The organism is Gaetbulibacter sp. M235, assembly GCF_043876835.1.
Taxonomy (GTDB): domain Bacteria; phylum Bacteroidota; class Bacteroidia; order Flavobacteriales; family Flavobacteriaceae; genus Yeosuana.
On sequence record NZ_JBAWJZ010000002.1, the window covers coordinates 213,587 to 237,916 of the forward strand.

The 24,330-nt window shown below is 31.5% G+C and carries 24 protein-coding genes; 14 read left to right on the forward strand and 10 right to left on the reverse strand.

Annotated elements, in window-relative coordinates; genetic code table 11:
* Positions 1 to 77: 77 nt before the first annotated feature.
* On the forward strand, positions 78 to 680 hold the full coding sequence (locus V8G69_RS03660) for a trimeric intracellular cation channel family protein (protein ID WP_394880452.1): 603 nt from the start codon (positions 78 to 80) through the stop codon (positions 678 to 680).
* Here V8G69_RS03660 and V8G69_RS03665 read toward each other — a convergent pair.
* Positions 677 to 1,387: a peptidylprolyl isomerase gene (locus tag V8G69_RS03665; RefSeq protein ID WP_394880453.1), complete on the reverse strand. Its 711-nt coding sequence runs from the start codon at positions 1,385 to 1,387 to the stop codon at positions 677 to 679. The genes V8G69_RS03660 and V8G69_RS03665 overlap by 4 nt on opposite strands.
* Positions 1,388 to 1,390: 3 nt before the next feature.
* Between V8G69_RS03665 and V8G69_RS03670 the strand changes: the two genes are divergently transcribed.
* From V8G69_RS03670 to V8G69_RS03680, 3 genes are read left to right on the forward strand one after another with little or no spacing between them, the layout of a single operon-like run.
* Positions 1,391 to 2,032: an NUDIX hydrolase gene (locus V8G69_RS03670; RefSeq protein ID WP_394880454.1), complete on the forward strand. Its 642-nt coding sequence runs from the start codon at positions 1,391 to 1,393 to the stop codon at positions 2,030 to 2,032.
* Positions 2,033 to 2,081: 49 nt separating this feature from the next.
* Complete coding sequence (locus tag V8G69_RS03675; RefSeq protein ID WP_394880455.1) at positions 2,082 to 2,879, forward strand: lysophospholipid acyltransferase family protein; 798 nt, start codon at positions 2,082 to 2,084, stop codon at positions 2,877 to 2,879.
* Between the two features lie 18 nt (positions 2,880 to 2,897).
* A complete protein-coding gene (locus tag V8G69_RS03680) occupies positions 2,898 to 3,257 on the forward strand; it encodes a bleomycin resistance protein (RefSeq protein WP_394880456.1) in 360 nt (119 codons plus the stop codon).
* A 171-nt stretch (positions 3,258 to 3,428) separates the two neighbouring features.
* Here V8G69_RS03680 and V8G69_RS03685 read toward each other — a convergent pair whose 3' ends face one another.
* On the reverse strand, positions 3,429 to 4,499 hold the full coding sequence (locus tag V8G69_RS03685; RefSeq protein WP_394880457.1) for an ice-binding family protein: 1,071 nt from the start codon (positions 4,497 to 4,499) through the stop codon (positions 3,429 to 3,431).
* 225 nt (positions 4,500 to 4,724) lie between these two features.
* On the opposite strand from V8G69_RS03685, the gene V8G69_RS03690 reads away from it, so the two are divergent.
* Positions 4,725 to 7,016 (forward strand): DNA topoisomerase 3, encoded by a 2,292-nt coding sequence (locus tag V8G69_RS03690; RefSeq protein WP_394880458.1) that lies wholly within the window; start codon positions 4,725 to 4,727, stop codon positions 7,014 to 7,016.
* On the forward strand, positions 7,003 to 7,590 hold the full coding sequence (locus V8G69_RS03695) for a pseudouridine synthase (protein WP_394880459.1): 588 nt from the start codon (positions 7,003 to 7,005) through the stop codon (positions 7,588 to 7,590). The genes V8G69_RS03690 and V8G69_RS03695 overlap by 14 nt, the downstream gene beginning before the upstream one ends.
* On the opposite strand, the gene V8G69_RS03700 is transcribed toward V8G69_RS03695, so the two are convergent.
* Positions 7,579 to 8,214 carry a hypothetical protein gene (locus V8G69_RS03700; RefSeq protein ID WP_394880460.1) on the reverse strand — a complete coding sequence of 212 codons (636 nt, stop codon included), beginning with the start codon at positions 8,212 to 8,214 and terminating at the stop codon, positions 7,579 to 7,581. The genes V8G69_RS03695 and V8G69_RS03700 overlap by 12 nt on opposite strands.
* Before the next feature lie 4 nt (positions 8,215 to 8,218).
* Positions 8,219 to 8,713, reverse strand: a complete 495-nt coding sequence (locus V8G69_RS03705) for an RNA polymerase sigma factor (RefSeq protein ID WP_394880461.1) — start codon at positions 8,711 to 8,713, stop codon at positions 8,219 to 8,221.
* Between the two features lie 512 nt (positions 8,714 to 9,225).
* Here V8G69_RS03705 and V8G69_RS03710 point away from each other — a divergent pair.
* The 7 genes from V8G69_RS03710 to V8G69_RS03740 all read left to right on the forward strand — a co-directional run bounded on the left by V8G69_RS03710 (position 9,226) and on the right by V8G69_RS03740 (position 15,895).
* The gene (locus tag V8G69_RS03710) at positions 9,226 to 11,379 is read left to right on the forward strand and encodes a carboxypeptidase-like regulatory domain-containing protein (protein WP_394880462.1); all 2,154 of its coding nucleotides are present in this window, start codon (positions 9,226 to 9,228) and stop codon (positions 11,377 to 11,379) included.
* A gap of 164 nt (positions 11,380 to 11,543) precedes the next feature.
* Positions 11,544 to 12,272, forward strand: coding sequence for an energy transducer TonB (locus V8G69_RS03715; RefSeq protein ID WP_394880463.1), 729 nt, complete (start codon positions 11,544 to 11,546; stop codon positions 12,270 to 12,272).
* A 200-nt stretch (positions 12,273 to 12,472) separates the two neighbouring features.
* Positions 12,473 to 13,096, forward strand: coding sequence for a hypothetical protein (locus V8G69_RS03720; protein WP_394880464.1), 624 nt, complete (start codon positions 12,473 to 12,475; stop codon positions 13,094 to 13,096).
* A 24-nt stretch (positions 13,097 to 13,120) separates the two neighbouring features.
* Complete coding sequence (locus V8G69_RS03725; protein WP_394880465.1) at positions 13,121 to 14,461, forward strand: histidine kinase; 1,341 nt, start codon at positions 13,121 to 13,123, stop codon at positions 14,459 to 14,461.
* 12 nt (positions 14,462 to 14,473) lie between these two features.
* Complete coding sequence (locus tag V8G69_RS03730; protein WP_394880466.1) at positions 14,474 to 14,779, forward strand: 2TM domain-containing protein; 306 nt, start codon at positions 14,474 to 14,476, stop codon at positions 14,777 to 14,779.
* Between the two features lie 19 nt (positions 14,780 to 14,798).
* On the forward strand, positions 14,799 to 15,140 hold the full coding sequence (locus V8G69_RS03735) for a 2TM domain-containing protein (protein ID WP_394880467.1): 342 nt from the start codon (positions 14,799 to 14,801) through the stop codon (positions 15,138 to 15,140).
* Positions 15,137 to 15,895, forward strand: coding sequence for a LytR/AlgR family response regulator transcription factor (locus tag V8G69_RS03740; protein WP_394880468.1), 759 nt, complete (start codon positions 15,137 to 15,139; stop codon positions 15,893 to 15,895). Before V8G69_RS03735 ends, V8G69_RS03740 begins: the two co-directional genes overlap by 4 nt.
* Position 15,896: 1 nt before the next feature.
* Here V8G69_RS03740 and V8G69_RS03745 read toward each other — a convergent pair whose 3' ends face one another.
* The 4 genes from V8G69_RS03745 to V8G69_RS03760 all read right to left on the reverse strand — a co-directional run bounded on the left by V8G69_RS03745 (position 15,897) and on the right by V8G69_RS03760 (position 21,488).
* Positions 15,897 to 18,398, reverse strand: a complete 2,502-nt coding sequence (locus tag V8G69_RS03745) for a cation-translocating P-type ATPase (protein ID WP_394880469.1) — start codon at positions 18,396 to 18,398, stop codon at positions 15,897 to 15,899.
* A 177-nt stretch (positions 18,399 to 18,575) separates the two neighbouring features.
* Positions 18,576 to 19,571 carry a UDP-3-O-(3-hydroxymyristoyl)glucosamine N-acyltransferase gene (gene lpxD, locus V8G69_RS03750; RefSeq protein WP_394880470.1) on the reverse strand — a complete coding sequence of 332 codons (996 nt, stop codon included), beginning with the start codon at positions 19,569 to 19,571 and terminating at the stop codon, positions 18,576 to 18,578.
* 75 nt (positions 19,572 to 19,646) lie between these two features.
* Positions 19,647 to 20,819, reverse strand: coding sequence for an LETM1-related biofilm-associated protein (locus V8G69_RS03755; protein ID WP_394880471.1), 1,173 nt, complete (start codon positions 20,817 to 20,819; stop codon positions 19,647 to 19,649).
* A gap of 87 nt (positions 20,820 to 20,906) precedes the next feature.
* Positions 20,907 to 21,488, reverse strand: a complete 582-nt coding sequence (locus tag V8G69_RS03760) for a superoxide dismutase family protein (RefSeq protein WP_394880472.1) — start codon at positions 21,486 to 21,488, stop codon at positions 20,907 to 20,909.
* Between the two features lie 125 nt (positions 21,489 to 21,613).
* Here V8G69_RS03760 and hemN point away from each other — a divergent pair, with 125 nt between their 5' ends.
* Positions 21,614 to 22,978, forward strand: coding sequence for an oxygen-independent coproporphyrinogen III oxidase (hemN, locus tag V8G69_RS03765; protein WP_394880473.1), 1,365 nt, complete (start codon positions 21,614 to 21,616; stop codon positions 22,976 to 22,978).
* Positions 22,979 to 23,047: 69 nt separating this feature from the next.
* On the opposite strand, the gene V8G69_RS03770 is transcribed toward hemN, so the two are convergent.
* Together V8G69_RS03770 and V8G69_RS03775 are read right to left on the reverse strand one after the other, a co-directional pair.
* A complete protein-coding gene (locus tag V8G69_RS03770; RefSeq protein WP_394880474.1) occupies positions 23,048 to 23,461 on the reverse strand; it encodes an OsmC family protein in 414 nt (137 codons plus the stop codon).
* Positions 23,462 to 23,627: 166 nt separating this feature from the next.
* Entirely contained in the window at positions 23,628 to 24,329 is a 702-nt protein-coding gene (locus V8G69_RS03775; RefSeq protein WP_394880475.1) for a sulfite exporter TauE/SafE family protein, read from the reverse strand.
* Position 24,330 lies beyond the last annotated feature (1 nt).

Sequence of the window (24,330 nt, forward strand, 5' to 3'; positions counted from 1 at the left end):
GTATTAATCAAATTATAAGATGAATCACTTTCATTAGTATAAGTGGTATATTTTATAATTTGATTATTTTTGGCATTATGTTTTATATCATAGATATACTAGGGACCATAGCTTTTGCTATTTCAGGGGTTCTTATTGCCATTAATAAAAAAATGGATGTATTTGGCATCCTAATAATAGCCTTTGTTACAGCCGTTGGAGGCGGAACGTTACGAGACTTACTTATAGGGCAAACTCCCGTGAGCTGGATGCAAGATATAACTTATACATATGTTATATTGGCTTCATCAATTTTTGCAATTGTATTTAGAAGCAAAATAAACTATTTAAGAACATCTTTGTTTTTATTTGATACCATAGGAATTGGTTTGTATACTCTTGTAGGTATTGAAAAAGGATTGAGTGTTGGGCTTCATCCTATAATTTGTATTGCTTTGGGAACCATTACGGCTTCTTTTGGAGGTGTGATCCGAGATATTTTATGTAATGAAATTCCAGTCATTTTCAGAAAGGAAATTTATGCCACTGCATGTATATTGGGAGGAATTTCTTATTTTTTGTTGAGAAAGCTTCCGATAGATGGTAATTTAATTTTTGCGATATCTGGAATTGTTGTAATCGTGGTCCGTTTATTGGCAGTAAAATTCAAAATAGGTTTGCCAACCATTTATAGAGATTAATTGATAATCTCAGCTTTTCTAATATAAATGTTAACAAGAGGCCAGTCAGCATCATCAGTTTTAACGGCTGCTATTTTATCAACCACATCCATGCCGTCAATGACTTTTCCAAAAATGGTGTAATCACCATCTAAAAAATGAGAGCCACCTTGTTGCTGTACAATAAAAAACTCAAAAGGAGACGCTAATTTGTAAGGGTTGTCAATCTCTCCACTGGGCATGGAAATAACACCACGTTCATGAGTAAAACCTCTTTTGGTATCGGTTGGCAATAAGTATCTGCCAATTTCGGCTCTTTTTCTAGCAGTTTTTTTATCGTCGCTGTTTCCACCCTGAATCATAAAATTATTAATTACCCTATAAAATTGGGTGTTATCAAAGTATCCTCTTTTAGTTAGATAAATAAAGTTGACTCTATGGAATTTAGTTTCTTCAAATAATAAGATATCAATGGTTCCAAAATCTGTTGTTAGTCTTACTTTGTTTTCTTTATGGTGTTTTTCATATTCCAAAAAGAATTCCATAGCATTCATAAGTCCATCTAATACAGGAAAATCTTTTTTGTCATAATCATCTTCAACTACTGCAATAGTATCTTTTTTTTCTACTTTGTTTTCTATAGTTTCTTGCTTTACATTTTTTTTAGAATGCTTATCTTCACAATTTAAAAGCAAAAGGAAAAGACATAATAGATATACAATTCTCATGAAATGGATTTTGATAAATTTTTATTAAGAATTTCAAAAATAAAAAATATACCGCTACCAGCCGAAAGTTCTCAGTTTAAAATGGCACCACCATTTCGTGTGGAGCTTTTAAAAAAGCATAAAGAACAGATGCAATATGCTAAGAAAGCTGGTGTTTTGGCACTTTTTTATCCAGATGTGAGTCAGCAAACAAACTTGGTTTTAATTCTTAGAAAAACATATAATGGCGTGCATTCTGCTCAAGTTGGATTTCCTGGTGGAAAACTTGAAGCGAGTGATAAATCACTTGAAGAAGCTGCATTAAGGGAAACTTTTGAAGAGATAGGTGTGCCAATTAATCATATTGAAGTTTTAAGTCAATTAACCCAAGTTTATATTCCGCCAAGTAATTTTTATGTACAGCCCTTTTTGGGGATTACAAGTGAGATTCCAATGTTTGTTAAAGATGAAACTGAGGTTGAAGCTATTATTGAAGTACCTTTAAAACATTTTATTGATGATGCTGTGGTTGTTTCAAAAATGGTACCAACATCATATAAGGTTGAGATTGAAGTGCCTGCGTTTAAATTAAATGAACATATTGTTTGGGGAGCAACAGCCATGATTTTAAGCGAGATTAAAGACCTGCTAAAACAATTGATGTAATTTATAGTTTTATTACATTTGTAAAATTAAACTAATAGAAGAGTGATGTATGGCGTTGTTTAAACGAAATCCTTTTGGGCATATTCTCATAATAAAAAAATGGTTGATTAGAATTTTAGGAGCGATTACTCACAGTCGCTTTAGAGGTTTTAATGAACTGCAAATTGAAGGGTCAGAAGTTTTTAAAACTTTACCCGATACTAATGTGTTATTCATATCAAATCACCAAACATATTTTGCCGATGTTGTTGCTATGTTCCATGTATTTAATGCCAGTTTAAGCGGTAGGGTAGATTCAATAAAAAACGTTGGCTATTTATGGAATCCTAAGCTTAACATTTATTATGTGGCGGCAAAAGAAACCATGAAAGCAGGTTTGCTGCCAAAAATATTAGCATATGTGGGTTCAATAAGTATTGAGCGTACTTGGAGAGCTGAAGGAAAAGATGTGAATAGACAGGTTAAAATGAGCGATATATCTAATATTGGTAAAGCTTTAGATGATGGCTGGGTAATTACATTTCCTCAAGGAACTACTACGCCTTTTAAGCCTATTAGAAAAGGAACAGCCCATATTATTAAGCGTTACAAACCTATTGTAATTCCAATTGTGATTGATGGATTTAGACGCTCATTTGATAAAAAAGGCTTGAGAATTAAGAAGAAAAATATTCTTCAGTCTATGGAAATCAAGGCGCCTTTAGAAATTGATTATGAAAACGATACAACAGAGCAAATTGTTGAAAAAATAGAATTTGCCATTGAGCAGCATCCTTCGTTTTTAAAAGTTGTTTCTGAAAAAGAATTAGCTGCTTTAGAAGAGTTGAATAAATTACGTGAATGGTAGTACATTAAAATAAGGGATATGCTTACTCAAATACATCCTAAACTTCCTATGCGTAATAAATTAATTACAAGAAAATTTTATATCGATAAATTAGGGTTTGAAGCATTTGGGAACGCAGATTATGATGGTTATCTAATGGTGCAAAAAGACAATATCCAGATTCATTTTTTCGAGTTTAAAGAACTGAATCCATTAGAAAATTATGGACAAGTCTATATTAGAACGGATGCTATTGACGAATTTTATAAGGAATTATTAAGAAACAAAACTGAGATACATCCAAATGGGCCATTGGAAAATAAACCATGGGGACAAAAAGAGTTCTCAATTCTAGACCCAGATAATAATTTACTTACTTTTGGACAAAGTTTGTTTTAGTTTTTGGTAACCTATTTTCAGTAATCTTCTCGTTTTAAAAATAGATAAATAAAAAGTCAATTCAAAAATCAGATCTTAATTTTTGTTTTTGACTTAAAACTCATAATACGTTAAATAAAAAAAGAGATGACCCTTTCGGTTCACCTCTTTAACTATTATATTTTTTATAGTTTATTGTGGTTCTGTGACTGAACTTGCATCAAGAATAACGGCAGTTTGAGCAAGAGCCCTTCCATTCATGGTTGCACCAGTTTGAAATGTAATTCCTGTCATTGAAAGTAAAATACCTTCAAAATGTGAAGTTGTTCCAAAAGTTGCTTCACCTGCTACCTGCCAGAAAACATTTTTAGCTTGAGCGCCTCCTTCTAAAGTCATATTAATTCCTGTACTCATGTTAAGGTTACCTGCAATTTGGAATATCCAAATATCATCTGCTGTACCCGAAATGGTGATTGATGATGGTATAGTAACTGAATTGGTCCATTTATAAAGACCAGGTGTAAGTGTTTTTCCACCAATGTTTCCTGCTGCTAATTCAACAAAATCAGGAGAAGGGCGATCAGCTGCATCATTATATGCAGTAATCATATTTTCAACTGCTGTAGTCAAATTAATTGGAGTTGGATCTGCCATGTCAGCTGCATATGCTTTTCCTGTAACCTGTGCTGATGTTGCATATCCTGTGGCATTGGTCAATGCTAATCCAGTAATATACGAAGTTGCAGCAGGACTTAATCCTAAATCACCAGTAATAATTGAAGTTGAAGAATTGTTAATTGCTGTTTTCGCTAAAATCACATAATTAGCAGAAGCGCCAAGATTTACTGCACTAAGAATAGTTAATGTACCTCCAGTTGTGAAATTCCAAACCAGATCAGATGCAATAGATTGACCAGTTAAATCTTTTACATCTCTAGTGATAGTAGCTGTATAAATTTTACCTGCAGATAAATTATCTGTTGGTGTAAAGGTTGCCTTATCTCCAGAATAATTAACTGAACCAGAAACTTCATTTGTTCCCTGTTTTACCATAAAGCTGGAAGTTGTAATTGTTGAAGCATCCATAGGGTCGCTAAAAGTAGCTGTTATGACTGCATTACGAGAAACTCCCGCTGTGTTATTTGCTGGAAAGGTTTCATTAACAGTAGAAATGGGAGTATTGTTGTCATCATTTTTGTCACAACCAATAAATAAAATAGCTGAAACAACTGCTGTTATCGTTAAAAATTTTCTAATTCTCATATATATTTATATTATTTATGTGTGAAATATATCACATTACAAAGGTAGGTTCTTCATTTGCCATAGAGTTATATGATATCTTCAAGGAGTTACATGATTTCCATAACTTAATTGATAACCCAATTCTTGTCAATTAACTTAAACTCGTTAATAACTCCTAATAACTCCACTTCAAAAAAATTATCAAAATCCTTATTTTGCAACGTTATAAATCAAAAGAAATTAATGAAAGTTTGTATTGCAGAAAAGCCTAGTGTTGCCCGTGAAATAGCTTCTGTTTTGGGCGCTAACACAAAGCACGATGGTTATTTTGAAGGCAATGGTTATGCGGTTACCTATACGTTCGGACATTTGTGCACACTTTTTGAACCCATTGATTATAAACCTTATTGGAAAAGTTGGGATTTAAATAATTTGCCCATGTTGCCAGATAAGTTTCAAACCAAAGTAGTTGCAAATTCTGGTATTCAAAAACAATTCAAAATTGTAAAAAGTCTATTTGATAAGGCTGAAGTTGTTATAAACTGTGGTGATGCTGGTCAGGAAGGAGAGCTTATTCAGCGTTGGGTAATGAATCAAGCTGATTATAAAGGTGAAGTAAAACGTTTGTGGATTTCTTCCTTAACCACAGAAGCCATTAAAGAAGGTTTTGAAAATTTAAAACCCTCAAAAAATTACGACAATTTATATCATGCTGGTTTTTCAAGAGCTATTGGAGACTGGCTTTTAGGTATGAATGCAACCAGACTGTATACTGTTAAGCATGGTGGTTATAAACAGGTGCTTTCAATAGGTCGCGTACAAACTCCAACATTGGCGATGGTTGTAAACCGATTTAAGGAGATTGAAAATTTTAAGCCGCAACCTTATTGGGAATTGCAAACTTTATATCGCGATACTTTGTTTAGTTATGAGGAAGGACGTTTTTTAAAGAAAGAAGATGGTGAAGTATTAGCAAATAAAGTAAAAGAAAGTGATTTTGAAATTGTTTCCATTGAAAAGAAAAAAGGAAATGAATATGCTCCAAAATTATTTGATTTAACAGGTTTGCAAGTGTATTGCAATACCAAATTTGGGTTTTCTGCAGAAGACACACTAAAAATAGCTCAGGTTTTATACGAACAAAAAGTGGTTACCTATCCAAGAGTAGATACAACGTTTTTACCTAGTGATATTTATCCAAAAGTATCTGGGATTCTTCAAAAATTAACCAATTATAAAGAATTAACACAATCCCTTTTAGGGAAGAAAATAAAAAAATCGCCAAAAGTCTTTAATGATAAAAAAGTGACTGATCATCATGCTATTATTCCAACAGGGATTCAAATTAACCTGCAGTACAATCAGCAGCTGGTGTATGATAGTATTGTAAGGCGATTTATGGCTGTTTTTTATGATGATTGTTTGGTTTCAAACACTACAGTTATAGGAAAAGCTGATAGTGTGGTATTTAAAACTACAGGAAAAGAAATATTAAAAAAAGGGTGGCGTGAAGTTTTTGAAACTGAAAAAACCAAAGAAAAGGAACCTGATATATTGCCAACTTTTGTTAAAGGAGAAAGAGGACCACACGAACCATCTTTTTTAGAAAAGGAAACAAAACCACCTAATCAGTTTACGGAAGCTTCATTGTTAAGGGCTATGGAAACAGCCGGGAAACAGGTTGAAGACGATGATTTGCGAGAACTCATGAAAGAAAATGGTATTGGTCGTCCCTCAACCAGAGCAAACATTATTGAAACCCTTTTTAAGCGAAAATATATCATTCGAAATAAAAAGCAAGTATTGCCAACACAAGCAGGTATTCAGTTGATTGATACCATTCAGAATGAGTTATTAAAATCTGCAGAGTTAACCGGTTTGTGGGAAAAGCAATTAAAAGATATTGAAAAAGGCATCTTTAGTGTTAATACATTCATTGTTAACATGAAAAAAATGGTTGAAAATTTGGTGTATGAAGTGAGAAGTGAAACGAATCGAGCCAATATTTCATATACTGAAGTTTCCAAACAGAAAGAAGCTAAAGAATCGATAAAAAAGGAAAATGGTATTAAAGCTGAAACTTGTCCAAAATGTAAACAAGGACATCTTATAAAGGGAAAATCTGCTTACGGATGTAGTTTATATAAAACAGGATGCGATTTTGTTTTGCCTTTTGAATTTAAAGGTAAAAAGATATCAGAAAACCAATATCTAAGATTGCTTCAAAAAGGTTCTACAGTTAATTTAAAAGGTTTTAAATCAGGTTCAGGCAGCATAGAAGGTTTGCTTAGGTTTGATGATGTTTTTAAGCTTGTATTAGAGCCTAAAAAGAAATCAAAAAAAGACATTTCAGATACATTAAGTTGTCCTAAGTGTAAAACAGGAACTATTATTAAAGGAAAATCAGCTTATGGTTGCTCAAATTATAAAAATGGTTGCGATTTCAGGGTATCTTTTGATGAGGTAAGATTGAAAATTAAAGGTAGACAGCCAACCAAAGAACTCGTATATAATATTCTTAATGAATCTTTCTAGTAATAAACATAAGCATTATATTATTTATAAACCTTATGGTGTATTGAGTCAATTTCAAAGTAATGCTAAAAAAGAACAGTCTAAAAAGTTTTTAGGAAGCTTGTTTGATTTTCCTGAAGGAAGTATGTCTATTGGTAGACTTGATGAAAAATCTGAAGGCTTATTGCTTATCACCACTGATGGTAAAATGAGTGATTTTGTAAACAGTCAAAAAGTAGATAAAGAGTATTATGCTCAAGTAAATGGTGATATTTCTATTGAAGCCATTGAGAAATTAAAGTCTGGCATTGAAATTGGTTTTAGTGGCAAAAAATACATCACCAAGCCTTGTGAGGTTTTTAAATTGAATGAGATCCCCGATTTACCAATACGGTCAAAAAAAATTAGAGATGACAGGCACGGACCAACTTCTTGGATTTCAATAACAATTAATGAAGGTAAATTTCGTCAAGTTCGTAAAATGACTTCAGCCGTTGGTTTTTCTACATTACGATTAGTTAGAATTCGTGTAGGAACAATTCAACTTGGCAATATGAATATAGGAGATGTTGTTGAAACAGAGTTAAACCTCTAATTTTTTTAATTCTCTATAATTTCTGTTAAGTCGTTTTAATAACAATCCATATAAAAGCTTGTAAAAAAGCCATATTATAAACACAAAAACAGCAACGCAACCTATCATCATAGCATAAGCTAGCAGAATTTGTTTTTTGTCTAAATGAGAAATAGTTTCTGAGTATTCTGGGTTGTGAATTATGGCAAAATATAATCCTACAACCATAGAAATAAAAGCCATTACTAAATTGTAAATCACATAGTATTTAATAACTCTACGGGTTTTTAAAATACTTTCCATTAATTTTTTGGCATTGTCTGTAACAGAAATAGCTTTATGGGATTTGAACAATAAATATATAAACAGTAAAATAACACCATAACTAATTACGGTTAACACAGCCAATATAAAATCATTACCGTAAACAGCATCCAATTTTTCTCTGTAGCTATCAGATGAAAAATAGGGGATAGTATTTATTAAAATCCAAAATACCAGTTCGCCAATACTTATGTAAAAAAGAGTCTTAACTATTGAAGACGACTTTTTTTGTAACATAGGGTAAATGTCGTTAGCTGATAGTTTTTTATATGGACCATCTTGTTTTCCCCAGTCTTTTTTTAATAATTCTAATTCATCCATAATGTTACGGATTAAGTATGGTTTTAAGTTTGGTTTTTATTCTATTCATTTTCACACGTGCATTAACTTCACTAATACCCATTGTTTCACTTATTTCTCTATAATCTTTGTCTTCTAAATATAAAAACACCAAAGCTTTTTCAATGTCATTTAATTCATGTACTGCTAGGTACAAAGTCTTTAGTTGTTGCTCTTCAGTGTCATCATAATCCTCAGCTTTCATTTTAAATTCAACGCCATTAAAGTCTTGAGTACTTATTGTACGTTTTGACTTTCTGAACAAGGTGATAGCGGTGTTTAATCCAACCCGATACATCCATGTGCTGAATTTCGAATCGCCTCTAAATTTTGGATATGCTTTCCATAGTTGAATAGTGATTTCTTGGAATAAATCATTATGAGCATCGTAATTATTTGTATATAATCTACATACTTTATGTATAATATTTTGATGCTTTTCAAGCAATTCAACAAAACTATGTTCTAGTTCTTTATCCAATTTGATGTGTTAGTTAATAGGTAAGTAGCTTAAAAATTTAAAACGTTACAAAGGTGTATAAATTTTAATTTTTAAAAACAATTTTATGTGTCCTATAAAGTGAAATAATTTTTATATAAATAAGTATTTTGATGTTTCTTCAATTAAATTTATATTATTAAAGTAAAAGTTTAAATATATTTTATTAAACACTGATTATTAGTTTTTTAAATATAAGCTATAAGCAAAATCTATAGTTCTTTTTTGCAGCATAAAATCCAATATTATTATAGCTTGATATGGCTAATATATAAAAAAATAATTAGAAAAAATTTGTGAAAAAAACATTGATTTTTAATCAAATAGATGAATTGCTTAACAAGATTTTTTTTGTGTTATCAAAACATTTGAGTTCTTCTTCTTTTCTAAGATTTCAATTCAGTCACTAAATTTTACAGTTCGGTTAATTACAATTTTTAATAGAAATTTTCTTTCTCAATTTTGGCTCATCAAAACCAAACACAAAATCAATCATGAAAAAAGGCATCATTATTTTTATAGTTTTAATGGGGTTTAAATTAAGTGCTCAACAAACAATTAATGGTATTGTTTTGAATAATAATGATGTTCCATTAGCTGGCGCAAATGTTTTTTTAGAAGGAACTTATGATGGAAGCACCACAGATGAAAATGGAAAATTTTCTTTTAAGACAACCGAAACTGGAACCCAAACCTTAAAAGTCTCATATATCTCTTTTGAAACATTTTCAATGATTGGTGATGTTTCATACATGAAAGATTTAACTGTTAAGCTTCGTGAAGATATTAACACTTTAGATGCTGTTGTGCTTTCTGCAGGAACCTTTCAAGCTGGAGATAATAGCAAAGTAAGTGTATTAAAACCTTTAGATGTCGTTACTACTGCGAGTGCTTTGGGTGATTTTATTGGAGCATTGCAAACGCTACCTGGAACGGCGACAGTAGCCGAAGATGGCAGATTATTTGTTCGCGGAGGCGAAGCAGAAGAAACGCAAATTTTTATTGATGGAATCCGGGTATTTACTCCTTACACGCCAACAACAAATAATTCGCCAACAAGAGGTAGATATTCACCATTTTTATTTGATGGCATAACGTTTTCAACAGGTGGATACTCAGCAGAATTTGGGCAAGCTTTATCAAGTGTTTTATTATTAAACACCATTGATGAACCCGATCAAGAAAAGACTGATATAGGGATTATGAGTTTAGGTGCAACTTTAGGAAATACTCAAAAATGGAAAACAAGTTCATTAAGTGTAAATGCATCTTACATTAATTTAGCTCCTTATAATGCGATTTTTCCTAGTAGAAATGAATGGATAAAACCATATGAAACCGCTTCAGGTGAAGCCGTCTATAGAAAAAAATGCAATTCTGGTTTATTAAAGCTTTATGCTGCGTTTGATGCTACCAACTTCGAATTAACACAAGAGGATATTAATGAACCTGATGGTGTTCATTTTAAATTGAAAAATGATAACTTATATTTTAACGGATCATATAATGGAGTTTTAAGCGATACTTGGACGATATCTGGAGGATTGAGCTATACACATGGAAATAATGACTTAAAGTTAACTGATATGCTTGTAAATGATACAGAAAATGCTATGCATGCAAAAGTGACATTTAAAAAGCGTTTTAGCAATCGGTTCAAACTCAATTTTGGAACAGAATATTTTGTTTCAAATTTTAATGAAGATTATTCAGATACTAATACAAATAATATACTATATGATTATAATAATAATATTGCTGCAGCTTTTGCCGAAGGTGATATTTTCTTATCAAAAAACTTAGCATTCAAGTCAGGATTAAGGTTGGAATATAGCGAATTGTTTAATCAATTTACTATGTCACCAAGACTTTCATTGGCCTATAAAACTTCAAAAAGAAGTCAGTTATCACTAGCTTATGGCGATTTTTATCAAAACCCATCCAGCAATATTTTGAAGTTTAATCAAGATTTGAATGCTCAAAAAACTGTTCATTATATTCTTAACTATCAATTTAATGCAGAACGCAAGATATTTAGAGCAGAAGCTTACATAAAAGATTACAGTAATTTGGTTAAATATGATACAGAATTTGCCGAATTCAATAGCAATTATAATAACAAGGGCTATGGTTATGCAAAAGGAATTGATTTGTTTTGGAGAGATAGTAAAACCATTAAAAACATGGACTATTGGGTGAGTTATTCTTTTTTAGACACAAAACGCGATTACAGAAATTATCCAAGTAAAAGGCAACCAAATTTTGCTAATACGCATAACCTTTCTTTGGTTGGAAAATACTGGATTAATGACTGGAGAAGTCAGGTTGGTTTTAGTTATGCATTTGCTACAGGAAGAACCTATACCAACCCAAATACTACAGGATTTCTAAATGAAAAAACAAAACCATATAATAATTTAAGCCTTAATTGGGCATATTTAATTAGCCCTCAAAAAATATTGTATGCCTCTGTGAACAATGTGCTAGGCTTTAAAAATATAAATGGTTATCAATATGCAAATACGCCAAGTGCCAATGGAATTTTTGAAAGACAGGCATTATTGCCATCGGCAGATCAATTCTTTTTTGTTGGTTTTTTCTGGACAATTAGTGAAGATAAAAAAAGTAATCAATTGGATAATTTGTAAACTATTTAAAAAAAACTTCACTTTTTGATAAAAATATAAATTATATAATCATTTTTATCATCAAATTATTAAATTCATAAATATGATGTTTGGATATGACAAATATCATATTTTTTTGTTGGTTTTTCGAGTAAATTTATACTACAAATTTAAATCTGATAGTCATGGAAATTAAGAAAAACCCAGACATGGAAATAGGTCGGAATAGTAGTTTGTATTTTGCTATCGGACTCGCAATCATGCTGTTTATTTCTTGGCAGTTGTTGGAATATAAAACCTATGATAAATCTGTTATCGATATAGATATTGTAAGTATGGATGAGGTTTTTGAAGAAGAAATTCCAATAGTAAATGTAAATACACCTCCACCCCCTCCACCACCTATAGCTGTACAAGAATCTATTCAAATTGTTGAAGACGTTACAGAAATAGAAGAAACAATTATTGAAAGCACAGAAACAAACCAAAGCGAAAAGATAGCCGATCCAATAGTTTCAGTTTCCGATGTTGCTGTTGAAGAAGTAGAAGAGGATGTTGAAGTCCCTTTTTCAGTTATTGAAGATGTGCCGGTTTTTCCAGGTTGTGAAAAAGGAACCAAAGCTGAAAAAAGAGCTTGTTTTCAACTCAAAATGGAAGAACATGTTGCTAAAAACTTCAGATATCCAGAACAAGCTTTAGATCTTGGAATTCAAGGAAAAGTATTTGTGATTTTTGTGATTGATGCGAAAGGATATGTGTCTAGTATCCGTTCAAGAGGTCCAGATAAAGTTTTAGAGGCTGAAGCTGAGCGTATCATAAAATTACTCCCTAAAATGATTCCTGGTAAGCAAAGAGGGAGACCTGTAAAAGTACCTTATAGTGTGCCTATTGTATTTAAATACATGGCAAGTTAAATTAAAAAAGAATTAACAGAGACATTAAATATTTATAGATTTAGTCGTTTATATAAACCACTTTAAAATCTTAATTTGATTTTGAAGTGGTTTTTTTTAATATAACATCTCATCGTGTAAATATGACAATTCGGTTATTCTCTTTTTAACTTATTGAAGTTCTATTTGATATTTGTTCAATAATTTAAAAACAAACAGATATGCAAAAATTAGTTATCATTTCAGTAATATTCGTTACCAGTTTGCTAAACGCACAGTCAAATTATGAAAAAGGTATGCAAAAGGCCTTTGAACTTTGGGGAAGTAATAATCCGCTAGAAGCATCCAATATGTTTGAACGTATTGCTAATGCAGAACCAGATAATTGGTTGCCTCCATATTATGCCGCTCAAGTAAATATTGTGAACAGCTTTGGGGTAAGAGACGAAGATAAGTTAATGGCCCAATTAAAGAAAGCACAAGATTTAATTAATGATGCCACTGCAATTTCTAAAAATAATCCTGAAATTTTAGTTCTCCAAGCCTTGTTATATACAGCTTGGGTAGCTTATGATGGTGCTGCTTATGGGATGACAATGTCTCCTAAAGTTGTTGCAATTTATGCACAAGCAGAACAAATAGCACCAGAAAATCCACGTGTTGTATATTGTAAAGCAGAGTGGGGTATTGGAGGAGCAAAATATTTTGGACAAGACACTAAGCCATTTTGTGAGGATCTGAAAAGAGCTTTAGAACTTTTTATTAACTTTAAACCAGAAACTCCTTTTCATCCAAATTGGGGTGAAGACAGAGTAAAAATGTTGTTAGAATCTTGCAAAGAGTAGTAATTTTCAGTTTAGAAGTATATCATGACAAAATCATATAAAAATATTATTATAACCTTTATTATTGGATGCCTAGTTTTTACAGTAGGTAACTTATTTTCAAGTGGCTTCGATTTTAAAAATCTCAATGAATTTTTAATTGATTTTGTTTTATACCAGTTATACTCTTTTGTTATTGGATATTCAAATATGTATTTTTTTGAATATTTAGAAAATAGAAATTGGAAAAAGGAAGAAAGAATAAAAAGAATTATTATAGGAATTGGAGGCTCTACTTTAATTACTTTAATAGCATTATTTTTTCTTAGAGGATTTGTTGAAACATTACTTAACGGAAAATCAATAATTTATTTTGTAACTCATGAAAAATTTGAATATTATCGTTTTGGGTTATGGATTACTTTAACCATTATTATCATTTTTCATGTTATTTATTTTTATAACAAGTATCAGCAAAATAAAATTAAAGAACAAAAAGTCATTGCAGGAACAGCAAGCGCAAAATTTGATGCTTTAAAAAATCAATTAGATCCGCATTTCCTTTTTAATAGCTTGAATGTATTAACAAGTTTAATTGAAGAAAACCCAGAGAACGCACAAAAATTCACAACTTCTTTGTCAAAAGTGTATAGATATGTTTTGGAACAAAAAAACAAAGAATTGGTTACAGTTGATGAAGAGTTAGAATTTGCCAAAACGTACATGTCTTTACTTAAAATGCGATTTGAAGACAGTATTATTTTTGAAATACCAGAAAAAGCATCAAATCCAGAAAGCAAAGTAGTGCCTCTATCATTACAGTTGTTATTGGAAAATGCAGTAAAACATAATATGGTAACTACCAGTAAACCATTGCATATTAAAATTTATGAAAGTGAAGGTAATCTGGTTGTTGAAAATAATCTGCAACCTAAACAGATAGTAAAGAAGAGTAGTGGTGTTGGTTTAGAAAATATTAAACAACGATACAATTTATTGTCAAACAAAAGAGTATACATAAATCAACAAGTAAACAGTTTTGCCGTGTCAATACCAATGCTTACCAAACTAATATCTAATATGGAAACAACAGTAATTTCAAAAGTAGACGATAGTTATTTAAGGGCACGTAAGCATATAGATTCCCTTAAAGAATTCTATTATAGTATCATCTCTTATTTTTTAGTAATTCCATTCTTAATTTTTATTAATTATAAAACTTATTGGGGTTTTCAATGGTTTTGGTTCCCAATGATAGGTATGGGCATAGGTATTACTATATCTGCTTTTAAATTATTTGTTAGTGATGGTATTTTTGGTCGTAATTGGGAAGAACGTAAATTAAAACAGTATATGGCTGAAGAAGAAGACACTCGATGGAAATAAATTTTTAAAAACATGAGAACACAATCAAATAACAACATGGAAGATAAATACATTAAAGCCCGAAAAAAGGTTGAAGAATTAAAAGGATTTTATTACAATCTTATATCTTATTGTTTAGTAATACCTTTTTTAATTTTTATAAACTACAGAACTTATTGGGATTTTCATTGGTTTTGGTTTCCAATATTAGGATGGGGAATGGGTTTAGCATTCCACGCTTATCATGTATTTGTAAACAATGGTATTTTAGGAAAAAACTGGGAGCAGCGTAAAATTGAAGAGCTAATGCGTGAGGAAGAAGAAAAACGTTGGGAATAACATTTAAAATGATAGAATCATGACAAAATATAGCATTGATAATAAAGAAGAAAATACGGCTCGAAATGATATTTATCGCCAAGAGGCGTATATAAGAGCTCAGAAAAAGGTAAAGAAAATTCTAGGTTTCTATTGGCATTTAGCATCTTATGTCATTATAAATTTATTTCTGATTTTAATGATTGGAAGAGCAGACGGCAATTTTTGGAGTTTTGGAACATTCTCCACCGCTATTTTTTGGGGTATTGGTCTGTTTTTTCACTTTCTAGGTGTTTTTGGTCCAGATTTTCTTTTTGGAAAAAACTGGGAACAGCGTAAAATTAAAGAGTTCATGGATAAAGATAAAAAACGTTGGGAATGAAAGTAATCATTATAGAAGACGAAAAACCATCGGCGCGTAGGTTACAACGCATGTTAAGTAACCAAAATATTGAAGCAAATATCATGTTGCATTCTGTTGAAGAAAGCATTAATTGGTTTCAGAACAATGAACATCCAGATTTAATTTTTTTAGATATTCAATTAAGTGATGGGTTATCATTTGAAATTTTTGAAGCTATTGATATTGAAAGTGCAGTTATTTTCACTACAGCTTATGATGAGTATGCACTTCAAGCTTTTAAACTTAACAGTATAGATTATTTATTGAAGCCTATTGATGAAGAAGATTTAGCTAAAGCCGTAAAGAAATATCAAAACCGATTACCTGAAAAGCAATCAGTAACCTTAGATTTTAATGAAATTAAAAAACTTTTGGTAAATCCAATTGACCGTGAGTATAAAAAACGCTTTTCTGTAAAAGTTGGACAACACTTAAAACTTATTAATATAGAAGATATTGAATGTTTTTATAGCGAAAATAAGGGTACCTATTTATATACAAGAGAGGGAAGAAATTATTTGCTTGATACCACTTTGGAGCTTTTAGAAAATGAATTAGAACCAAAAACTTTTTTCAGAATAAATCGTAAGTTTTTTGTAAATATTGTTGCTATAAAAGACATGGTAAGTTATACAAACTCACGTTTGCAAATAAAATTAAATACTTTTAATGATGATGAGGTTGTTGTTGCAAGAGAACGTGTTAAGGATTTTAAAATGTGGCTTGAGGCTTAGCTTATAATTTTTTTAAACGTGCTCTTAATTTCACAAACTCATACCAGATTACTGATAATAAACCTATAATGAGACAAGTCATTAACTCTGGTGTATTAAGTGTCTTGAATTCAAAGAATTTTGTCAAAGTTGGGATGAAAAGTAGTAAACCTGTAATAATAATTGTAACAGCAATGATAAGTAAAATCATGTTGTTTTTATATAACAGTGTAGTAAATACAGAATAGTAAAATGACCTATTAACAAGGGTTAAGCAAATATTGGCAACTATTAAAACCGTGAATACCATGGCTCTAGTATGAGCTTCGTCAAATCCGTGGTAAACAGAATATTGATATACAAACAGCGTTCCTGCTGTAATTCCTATTCCTTGAAAAACACTTGTTATCAACTCTTTTCTGTTAAAAAAAGTAGTAGTAAAAGGTCTTGGTTTTTTAGACATGGTATTTTTCTCTATAGGCTCGTTTTCAAAAATAATAGAGCAGGTCGGACCCATAATTAATTCTAAAAAAATAATATGAACAGGAGAAAATATATTTGGATAAATCCAGCCTAATACTAACGGAATAAAAACTGTTAGGATAATAGGTATGTGAATAGAAATAATATATTGAATGGCTTTTTTAAGATTGGTGTAAATTTTTCTTCCCATGGCTACGGCATCCACCATTTTTGATAAATCGTCTTCCAACAGAATGAGAGAAGCCGCTTGTTTGGCTATTTCTGTTCCCTTTTTTCCCATGGCAATACCTATGTGTGCTGCTTTCAATGCAGGACCATCATTAACGCCATCGCCAGTCATCGCCACAATTTGATTTTTTGATTTTAAAGCATTGATTATTTTTAGCTTTGCTTCGGGAAACATTCTGTAAAAAATAGTTGTATTCATTACAGATTCTTGCAGTTGACTATCTGATAACTTCATTAAGTCATCACCTGCAATACTTTTTTCAAAATTCTTGAAACCAACTTCTTTAGCAATAGCAGTGGTTGTTTCGACATTGTCGCCTGTGATTATTTTTACTGAAATTCCTGCTTGGTAAAAATGCTCTAATACTTTATTTATGTTTTTCTTTGGAGGATCATAAAATGCAACTATTCCTTTAAATACAAACCTGATTTCTTGTTGTGTTTTCGGAAAGGCGTCACCTTTAAAATCGCTTTCACATACGGCTAAAACTCTATACCCTTGATTGGTTAGGGTTCTTATAGCTTTTTCAGTTTTAAGTTTCTCCTCCAATGTCAAAGTACAAATGGGTATCAATGCTTCTGGAGCTCCTTTGGCGGCTACAATTCTTTTTCCTTCATTATTTTCAAAAATGTGGGTCATCATGGGTGGCTTACCATCTAAAGGATATTCGTGTGCCATTTTAAAATGAGTACGTTTGTCATCTACTATTAAATCTGAATAAGCTTGGTGTAAAGCCTTTTCCATTGGGTCAAACGGGATTGGTTCACTTGCCCACATGGCAGTTATTATTAGGGTTTTTTCATCTTCTGTTAATTTGGATTCTGGATTCGTGAAATCGGGTGCAGCGAGCGTAAAAAGCTTAGCTAAACTCATTTTATTCTCAGTTATAGTTCCAGTTTTATCTGTACAAATTACTGTGGCACTGCCTAATGTTTCAACAGTTTTCATTTGTTTTACCACTATTCCCATTTTCATTAATCGCCAAGCGCCTATTGCCATAAAAAAGGTAAATGCCATAGGAATTTCTTCTGGTAAAATGCTCATAGCTAAAGTAAGTGCCTTTAGCAAACTATCTAATATGTTGTAGGAGCGAAAATAATTAATAATCCAAACAACAATAAAAATGACTGTACCGGCAAAAACCATTTTTTTTACAAAATCGTTTATTTGTAATTCTAACGGTGTTTTTTCTTCGGTGATATCTTCAAGGCTTTTGCCAATTTCTCCTAATTTAGTTTTGTTACCAATACTTGTAATAGTAGCTATGGCTAGCCCACTTTCAACAGTAGTACCTTTAAAAATTAAATTATCAGTTTTGTCCTTGTCTTTAAAAACAGATAAGGATTCTCCTGTAAGAATAGATTCGTTCACGGAGAAATCATTGGAATGAACAATAATACCATCGGCGGCAATTAAAGTCCCTTCTGTAACAACAAGATAATCTCCAACTACTAGGTCTTCGCTTTTTATCTCCTCTGTTTTAAAGTTTCGTATGACTTTACAGTTAGGTTGTGTGAAATTTTTTAGTTTTTGCAAGGCATTTCGGCTTCTTGCGTCTTGATATAGGGAAATTATAGAAACGATAATAATGGCAGATGCAAGGAAAATACCATCACCTGGTTTTCCACTCACAAAATAAATAAGAGAAGCGGCCAACAATAGAATAATCATGGGCTCCTTCACCAATTTTTTTATGACCTCTAAAAAACTGTTCTCTTGTTTGTAGTTTAAGGTATTTTGCCCAAATTTATCGCGTGCAACGATGACTTCCTCATCGGTTAAGCCTTTAATATTAAAATGATTTACAGGCATTTTTAAAAGAAAATTTTCTAACTCGGAAGGACTAAAGTTATCATTTTTGGATTGCTAAAAATAGTTCACATTAGTACTTTGAAAGATAATGAAAATCATTAACATTAATTAGATAAAACCAAAAATCCTTTTTGATTATTAGACCTTTTTTAAAGCCTACAGGAATTGTAAATCATATTATTGGTTTTTCATAAATCGTCTTACTGCTACCCATTGTTTAAGCATGTCTCTTGCATCTTGAGCTGGGTAACCCAACACTGTTTTTCCAGCTTCAACATCGGCTATTACACCAGAACCTGCTCCTACTGTTGCACCAGAATGAATGGTAGTATGATCTTTAATAGAAGCACTACCGCCAATAATAACACCGTCACCCAAGGTTACAGAACCTGCAAGCCCACTATGTCCTGCCATAATGCAACAGCGTCCCATTTCACTATTATGTGCAATTTGTACTAAATTGTCAATTTTGCAACCATCACCAATTATGGTAGAACTAAATTTAGCTCTGTCAACACATGAGTTTGCACCTATTTCAACATAATGACCAATAATTACATTTCCTATTTGAGGAATTTTAACCAAACCTTTCCCGTCATCACTTGGTCTGTAACCAAAACCATCTGCACCTATACTTACGTTAGTGTGAAATATGCAGTGGCTGCCAATAATGCAACGTTCACGTATTACAGTTCCAGACCAAACAACCGTATGGTCGCCAATAATGGTTTCGTCAAATACACAAACATTTGGATATAAAACAACATTTTTGCCTAACACTACATCTTTTCCTATATAACAATTAGCTCCAATTTTGCAATCGACACCAATAATTGCAGACTCATGAATTACAGCTGTTGGATGGATATTGATTTCAAAAACTGGTGTTGGTGGATTGAATAAGTCTAAAATTTTTGCCATGGCTAAATCAGCATTTTTAACTTTTATTAAAGCGCGATTATCACCAGGTTCTATAGTTAAATTATCATTTACTATGGCAACACTTGCTTTTGATTCTGCCCAAAGTTTTATATATTTTGAGCTTCCTATAAAAGTTATATGGTTAATTTTTGCTTTTCCAAGTTGTTCTGGACCATCAATAAGCTGCAAGGTATTACCAATCAATTCACCATTTAAAATGGTGTTGATTTCTTGAATTGTAAATGATTTCATGAAATGAGTATTAGCTGTTTAGTTTTGGTAAATCTAAACGAAAAATGTGTTTAAATACCTTTTTCTTATGGGTTTTTATTCTTTTATCCTGTTTTCATCAAAGGCCGATGGCAATAGTTTAGGAATAAATTTTACAAATAATGGCAGTAAAATGGCACCGCCAGGTAGCATAAAAATTGCTAAACTTGGAATGGATTTCATAATGTCAAGCAATTGCTCTTGAACTTTTTTTTGCTCGTCATCAGTTAATGGTCTTTTGGTAGATTTTGTAAGCAATACCATAAGTTCTTTACTTTCTCGTAGCTCGTTTAAAAGGCGTTTGCTGTTCCTTTTAATAAGTTTACTAACCATTTTACTAGAGTTGTTGTAAAAACTCTGAATGATGTTTTTTGAGCTTAGTAAAGCAACTTTTTCTTTGTTTAATTTATAAAAAACTTGAATATCATCAATAGATTTTGAGATGATTTCTTTATTTACCATCAAATCATTACCTAACGTGATAAGTTTTTTTTGCTCATCAAGATCGATAATTTTATCACTCCAAAAAGCCATACAAGCCATATCAATTAGGTGATATTTTTCTAACTCTGAATGGGTTCTTTCAATTACTTCATTATAGGTAAGAATTTGGTCGTTTTGATATCTTAATGAAGCTTCAAATAATTTAATTAAACTCTCGTCATATTTTGTTTTATTCTTTTTGGTGTCAAGTACCTTTAACACAATAGTCTCAATTCTAGCTTCCAAGTCTTTTAAATATAAATCTGAAATAGTTTTGGATTTAATGAATTCATGATAGGCTATAACATCAATAAACAAAAGCACATTTGTAATAAAGTAATTAAAGTTTTTGGTAATAAGGTTGTCATCTAAATGAACACGCTTATTTATCATGGTTTCCAGTAATCCAGCCGATTTTTTCTCTCCTAAAAGCCCTTCAAAAAAAGACGATTTATAATTATCAATAGTATTATAAAAGCTTATAATATTATTAATGAAGTCTTCAGTTTTATTATAGTTGTAATGAATGTAATAGAAAGCTAATATTAAATTTATTTTAGAAAGTTCCTCTTCTGTGAATTCTTCATTTTTTATACAATTATGAACTACCGAAATGTTGCTTCCATATATGAATCCACTTGACTTTAATGCATTGTAAAAGTCAATATCAGACAACATCAAATAATCATTATTACCCGATATTTCTTTTAAAAGTTTTTTTATCCAGCCGTTAGCTGATGGATTCATAGCACAATAATTATAGGTGTAAAGATAACTTTAAAAATAAAAAAAGCTACTTATTAAAGTAGCTTTCAAAATATTTAGTTGTTATTCTTACTCAATAATTCCGGCACAACTTACTCTTCCACCAGCATCACCTGTCGGTTGGGTTGTGTAATCATCTGTTCCGGCATGAACAATAACTGCTTTTCCAAGAATGTCTTTGGTTTCATCACCACAACCAATGCACCATTCATCTGTAGTAAAGGTGATAGAACCTTTTCCACTTGCCTCTGCAGTGAAATTACCAATATCTCCTTTGTGATATCCTTCTTCAGCGCCCCATTTTCCATGTGGTTGTGCAGTTGGATTCCAGTGTCCGCCAGTAGATTTTCCATCAGGTGAAGAGCAATCTGCTTTTTCGTGAATGTGAATGGCGTGAGTGCCTTCAGTTAATCCTTCCATTTCTGCTACCATTGTAACGATGCCATTTTCTTGTGTAAATGTAACGGTTCCAGATACATTACTGTCGCTTTTTGGTTCAAGGGCAAATTTAATGACTTCAACATTTGAAGCTGGTGCTTCCTTTTCTACAAAAGTTTCTTCAACTTGTTTTTCTGTTTCTTTTTTTTCATTTTTACAAGAAATGGATAAGACCATTATTAATGCTAAAGTGAAAACGAATGTTTTTTTCATGATTTTTTCTAAAATTAAATTTTTATGGAAGTTAATATAAATTTAAAGCTTCTGCAAATATCTTCATGACCAATATCATGTTATTAAATTTTATATTAAATTAATTTTGGCATAAGTTTGCAGGTATGAACAATTCTTTAGTTAATAAATATAATATCGCCGGACCGCGATATACAAGTTATCCAACAGTTCCCTATTGGAATGATGATACATTTTCTGTGGAAAAATACAAGTCGTCTTTAATTACATCCTTTAATGAAAGTAATTCAAAAGAAGGCATTAGTTTATATATACACATGCCATTTTGTGAAAGTTTGTGTACGTTTTGTGGTTGTAACAAACGCATAACCAAGCAACATGATGTGGAGTCGCCATACATTGATGCAGTTTTAAAAGAATGGCATTTGTATTTAAAAATGTTTGATGAAAAACCAATAATTAAAGAATTACATCTTGGTGGTGGTACACCAACATTTTTTAGTCCTAATAATTTAAAACGACTAATTCAGGGAATTTTTGAGGATGCCATACTTGCTGAGGGACATGAATTTAGTTTTGAAGGACACCCTAATAACACTACCAGAGAACATTTACAAGCGTTACACGATGTAGGATTTAACCGTGTAAGTTTTGGTGTTCAAGATTATAATATCACCGTTCAAAAAGCGATTCATAGAATTCAACCATTTGAAAATGTAAAACGTGCTACTGAAATGGCCAGAGAGATTGGTTATTTATCTGTAGGGCATGATATTATTTTTGGATTGCCATTTCAAACATTAGAGCATATTGAACAAACTATTTTAAAAACAAAGGAGTTAGCTCCCGATAGGTTAGCATTTTATAGTTATGCACATGTGCCATGGATTAAAGGAAATGGTCAACGTGGATTTAAAGATTCAGATCTACCAAAAGCAGAATTGAAACGCCAACAATACGAACTAGGAAAGCAATTACTTACCGAAGTTGGTTATCATGAAATTGGAATGGATCATTTTGCAATACCATCAGACACGTTATATAAGTCTATGCAAAATAAAAATTTGCACAGAAATTTTATGGGTTACACCGCTTCAAAAACACAGACCATGATTGGTTTGGGAGTTTCTTCAATTGGCGATAGCTGGTACGGATTTGGACAGAATGTTAAGGTTTTAGAAGAATACTATGATTTGTTGGAAAAAAATGAGTTGCCAGTTTATAGAGGTCATATTTTAAATGAAGAAGATTTAGTAATAAGAAGGCACATTCTTAATTTAATGTGTGGTTTTGAAACCTCGTGGGAATCTGAATCCATGAATTTTCCTGAAATACCAGAAGTGTTAATGAAGCTAAAGGAAATGGAAAGTGATGAGCTTTTAGAAATTCAATCAAAGTCAATTAAAATACTACCTAAAGGACAACCTTTTGTTAGAAATATTTGTATGGCTTTTGATTTACTATTGCAACGAAAAACACCAGACGTACAACTGTTCTCAATGACAGTTTAATTTTAATTACAAACTAAACTAATTTTAAAGGAACAACTATTAAAGTTGTTCCTTTTTTATTTTCAATGATTAGCTGTTTAAAGTAAAATCAACAGTAATTTCGGTGTCCAATAATTTTGAAATTGGGCAGTTGGCCTCCGCGTCTTTTACTAATTCCTCAAATTCTTCATTAGAAATGCCTTTAACTTTAGCATCTAAAACTAAATGTGAATTGGTTATAGAACCTTCTTCAAGAGTTATTTGGCATGTTGTTTTTAATGAATCAGCGGTATAATTTTTTGCTTGTAAGTTAAAAGCTAATTTCATAGTAAAACAGCCAGCATGAGCGGCGGCAACTAACTCTTCTGGGTTTGTTCCTATACCATTTTCAAACCTTGATGAGAAGGAATATTGGGTTTCGCTTAAAACTTTGCTTTGGGTTGTTAAATGTCCTTTACCGTCTTTTCCAGTACCTGTCCAAAAGGCTTCTGCTTTTCTTTTCATGTTTAATTAATTTATAAAAATGTTTTTATTTTAGTAATTCAAGAATTATTTAAGATTTATGAAGTGATAAAGCTAAATAATTCTGCTAAATAAAGGTAATATTTTTAAGGCAATTAACCCTGTTTATTAATAAAATAAAGTTCAATGAAATTAAAAATGATATAACTCAATTGCAATTGAATGTGCTTGAAACCTTTTCAATAATAGGGGCAGGAGATAAGTAAGGAATCCCTAAACCAAGACCACGTAGAATAAAAAGTGCACCAATTACTATAACTAACACAGGAATTGCTTTTTGGATTTTTTGACGCATGGCTCCTTTTAAAAAATTACTAAAATAAATAGCCGATGTCATTAATGGGATAGTTCCCAACCCAAAAAATAGCATATATATACTCCCTTGTAAAGCATTTCCACTTGCGATGGCACCAAATACAGCCATATAAACTAATCCACAAGGTAAGAATCCATTTAAAAAACCAATGGTTAAAAAGGTATCATTAGTTTTTTTCTTTAATGCAGTTCCTAATGACGATTTTACTTTTGAGATTATTTTGTAAATGGGTTTCGAAAAATTGTATTTATTGAAAGTTTTGTAAGGAATAAGTACAACAACAATCATCAATACACCAATGATTATTGATAGTTGTTGTTGAAAACCAAACAAGTAAAGCCCTTTTCCAATAATACCAAATACAAGTCCAATGATACTATAACTTAAAAGGCGTCCAACATGGTACAGTAATATTTGGGTTATTTTTTTATAAACATTATTTCGGTCAACAGGAAGCATAAAAGCAATAGGGCCACACATTCCTACGCAGTGGAAACTTCCTAAAAAACCAAAAATTAATGCCGAAATAAACATG

Coding starts and splice junctions, on each gene's coding strand:
- V8G69_RS03660 (WP_394880452.1), top strand. CDS start 78: ATGTTTTATATCATAGATATACTAGGGACCATAGCTTTTGCTATTTCA.
- V8G69_RS03665 (WP_394880453.1), bottom strand. CDS start 1,387: ATGAGAATTGTATATCTATTATGTCTTTTCCTTTTGCTTTTAAATTGT.
- V8G69_RS03670 (WP_394880454.1), top strand. CDS start 1,391: ATGGATTTTGATAAATTTTTATTAAGAATTTCAAAAATAAAAAATATA.
- V8G69_RS03675 (WP_394880455.1), top strand. CDS start 2,082: ATGGCGTTGTTTAAACGAAATCCTTTTGGGCATATTCTCATAATAAAA.
- V8G69_RS03680 (WP_394880456.1), top strand. CDS start 2,898: ATGCTTACTCAAATACATCCTAAACTTCCTATGCGTAATAAATTAATT.
- V8G69_RS03685 (WP_394880457.1), bottom strand. CDS start 4,499: ATGAGAATTAGAAAATTTTTAACGATAACAGCAGTTGTTTCAGCTATT.
- V8G69_RS03690 (WP_394880458.1), top strand. CDS start 4,725: ATGAAAGTTTGTATTGCAGAAAAGCCTAGTGTTGCCCGTGAAATAGCT.
- V8G69_RS03695 (WP_394880459.1), top strand. CDS start 7,003: ATGAATCTTTCTAGTAATAAACATAAGCATTATATTATTTATAAACCT.
- V8G69_RS03700 (WP_394880460.1), bottom strand. CDS start 8,214: ATGGATGAATTAGAATTATTAAAAAAAGACTGGGGAAAACAAGATGGT.
- V8G69_RS03710 (WP_394880462.1), top strand. CDS start 9,226: ATGAAAAAAGGCATCATTATTTTTATAGTTTTAATGGGGTTTAAATTA.
- V8G69_RS03715 (WP_394880463.1), top strand. CDS start 11,544: ATGGAAATTAAGAAAAACCCAGACATGGAAATAGGTCGGAATAGTAGT.
- V8G69_RS03720 (WP_394880464.1), top strand. CDS start 12,473: ATGCAAAAATTAGTTATCATTTCAGTAATATTCGTTACCAGTTTGCTA.
- V8G69_RS03725 (WP_394880465.1), top strand. CDS start 13,121: ATGACAAAATCATATAAAAATATTATTATAACCTTTATTATTGGATGC.
- V8G69_RS03730 (WP_394880466.1), top strand. CDS start 14,474: ATGAGAACACAATCAAATAACAACATGGAAGATAAATACATTAAAGCC.
- V8G69_RS03735 (WP_394880467.1), top strand. CDS start 14,799: ATGACAAAATATAGCATTGATAATAAAGAAGAAAATACGGCTCGAAAT.
- V8G69_RS03740 (WP_394880468.1), top strand. CDS start 15,137: ATGAAAGTAATCATTATAGAAGACGAAAAACCATCGGCGCGTAGGTTA.
- V8G69_RS03745 (WP_394880469.1), bottom strand. CDS start 18,398: ATGCCTGTAAATCATTTTAATATTAAAGGCTTAACCGATGAGGAAGTC.
- lpxD (WP_394880470.1), bottom strand. CDS start 19,571: ATGAAATCATTTACAATTCAAGAAATCAACACCATTTTAAATGGTGAA.
- V8G69_RS03755 (WP_394880471.1), bottom strand. CDS start 20,819: ATGAATCCATCAGCTAACGGCTGGATAAAAAAACTTTTAAAAGAAATA.
- V8G69_RS03760 (WP_394880472.1), bottom strand. CDS start 21,488: ATGAAAAAAACATTCGTTTTCACTTTAGCATTAATAATGGTCTTATCC.
- hemN (WP_394880473.1), top strand. CDS start 21,614: ATGAACAATTCTTTAGTTAATAAATATAATATCGCCGGACCGCGATAT.
- V8G69_RS03770 (WP_394880474.1), bottom strand. CDS start 23,461: ATGAAAAGAAAAGCAGAAGCCTTTTGGACAGGTACTGGAAAAGACGGT.
- V8G69_RS03775 (WP_394880475.1), bottom strand. CDS start 24,329: ATGTTTATTTCGGCATTAATTTTTGGTTTTTTAGGAAGTTTCCACTGC.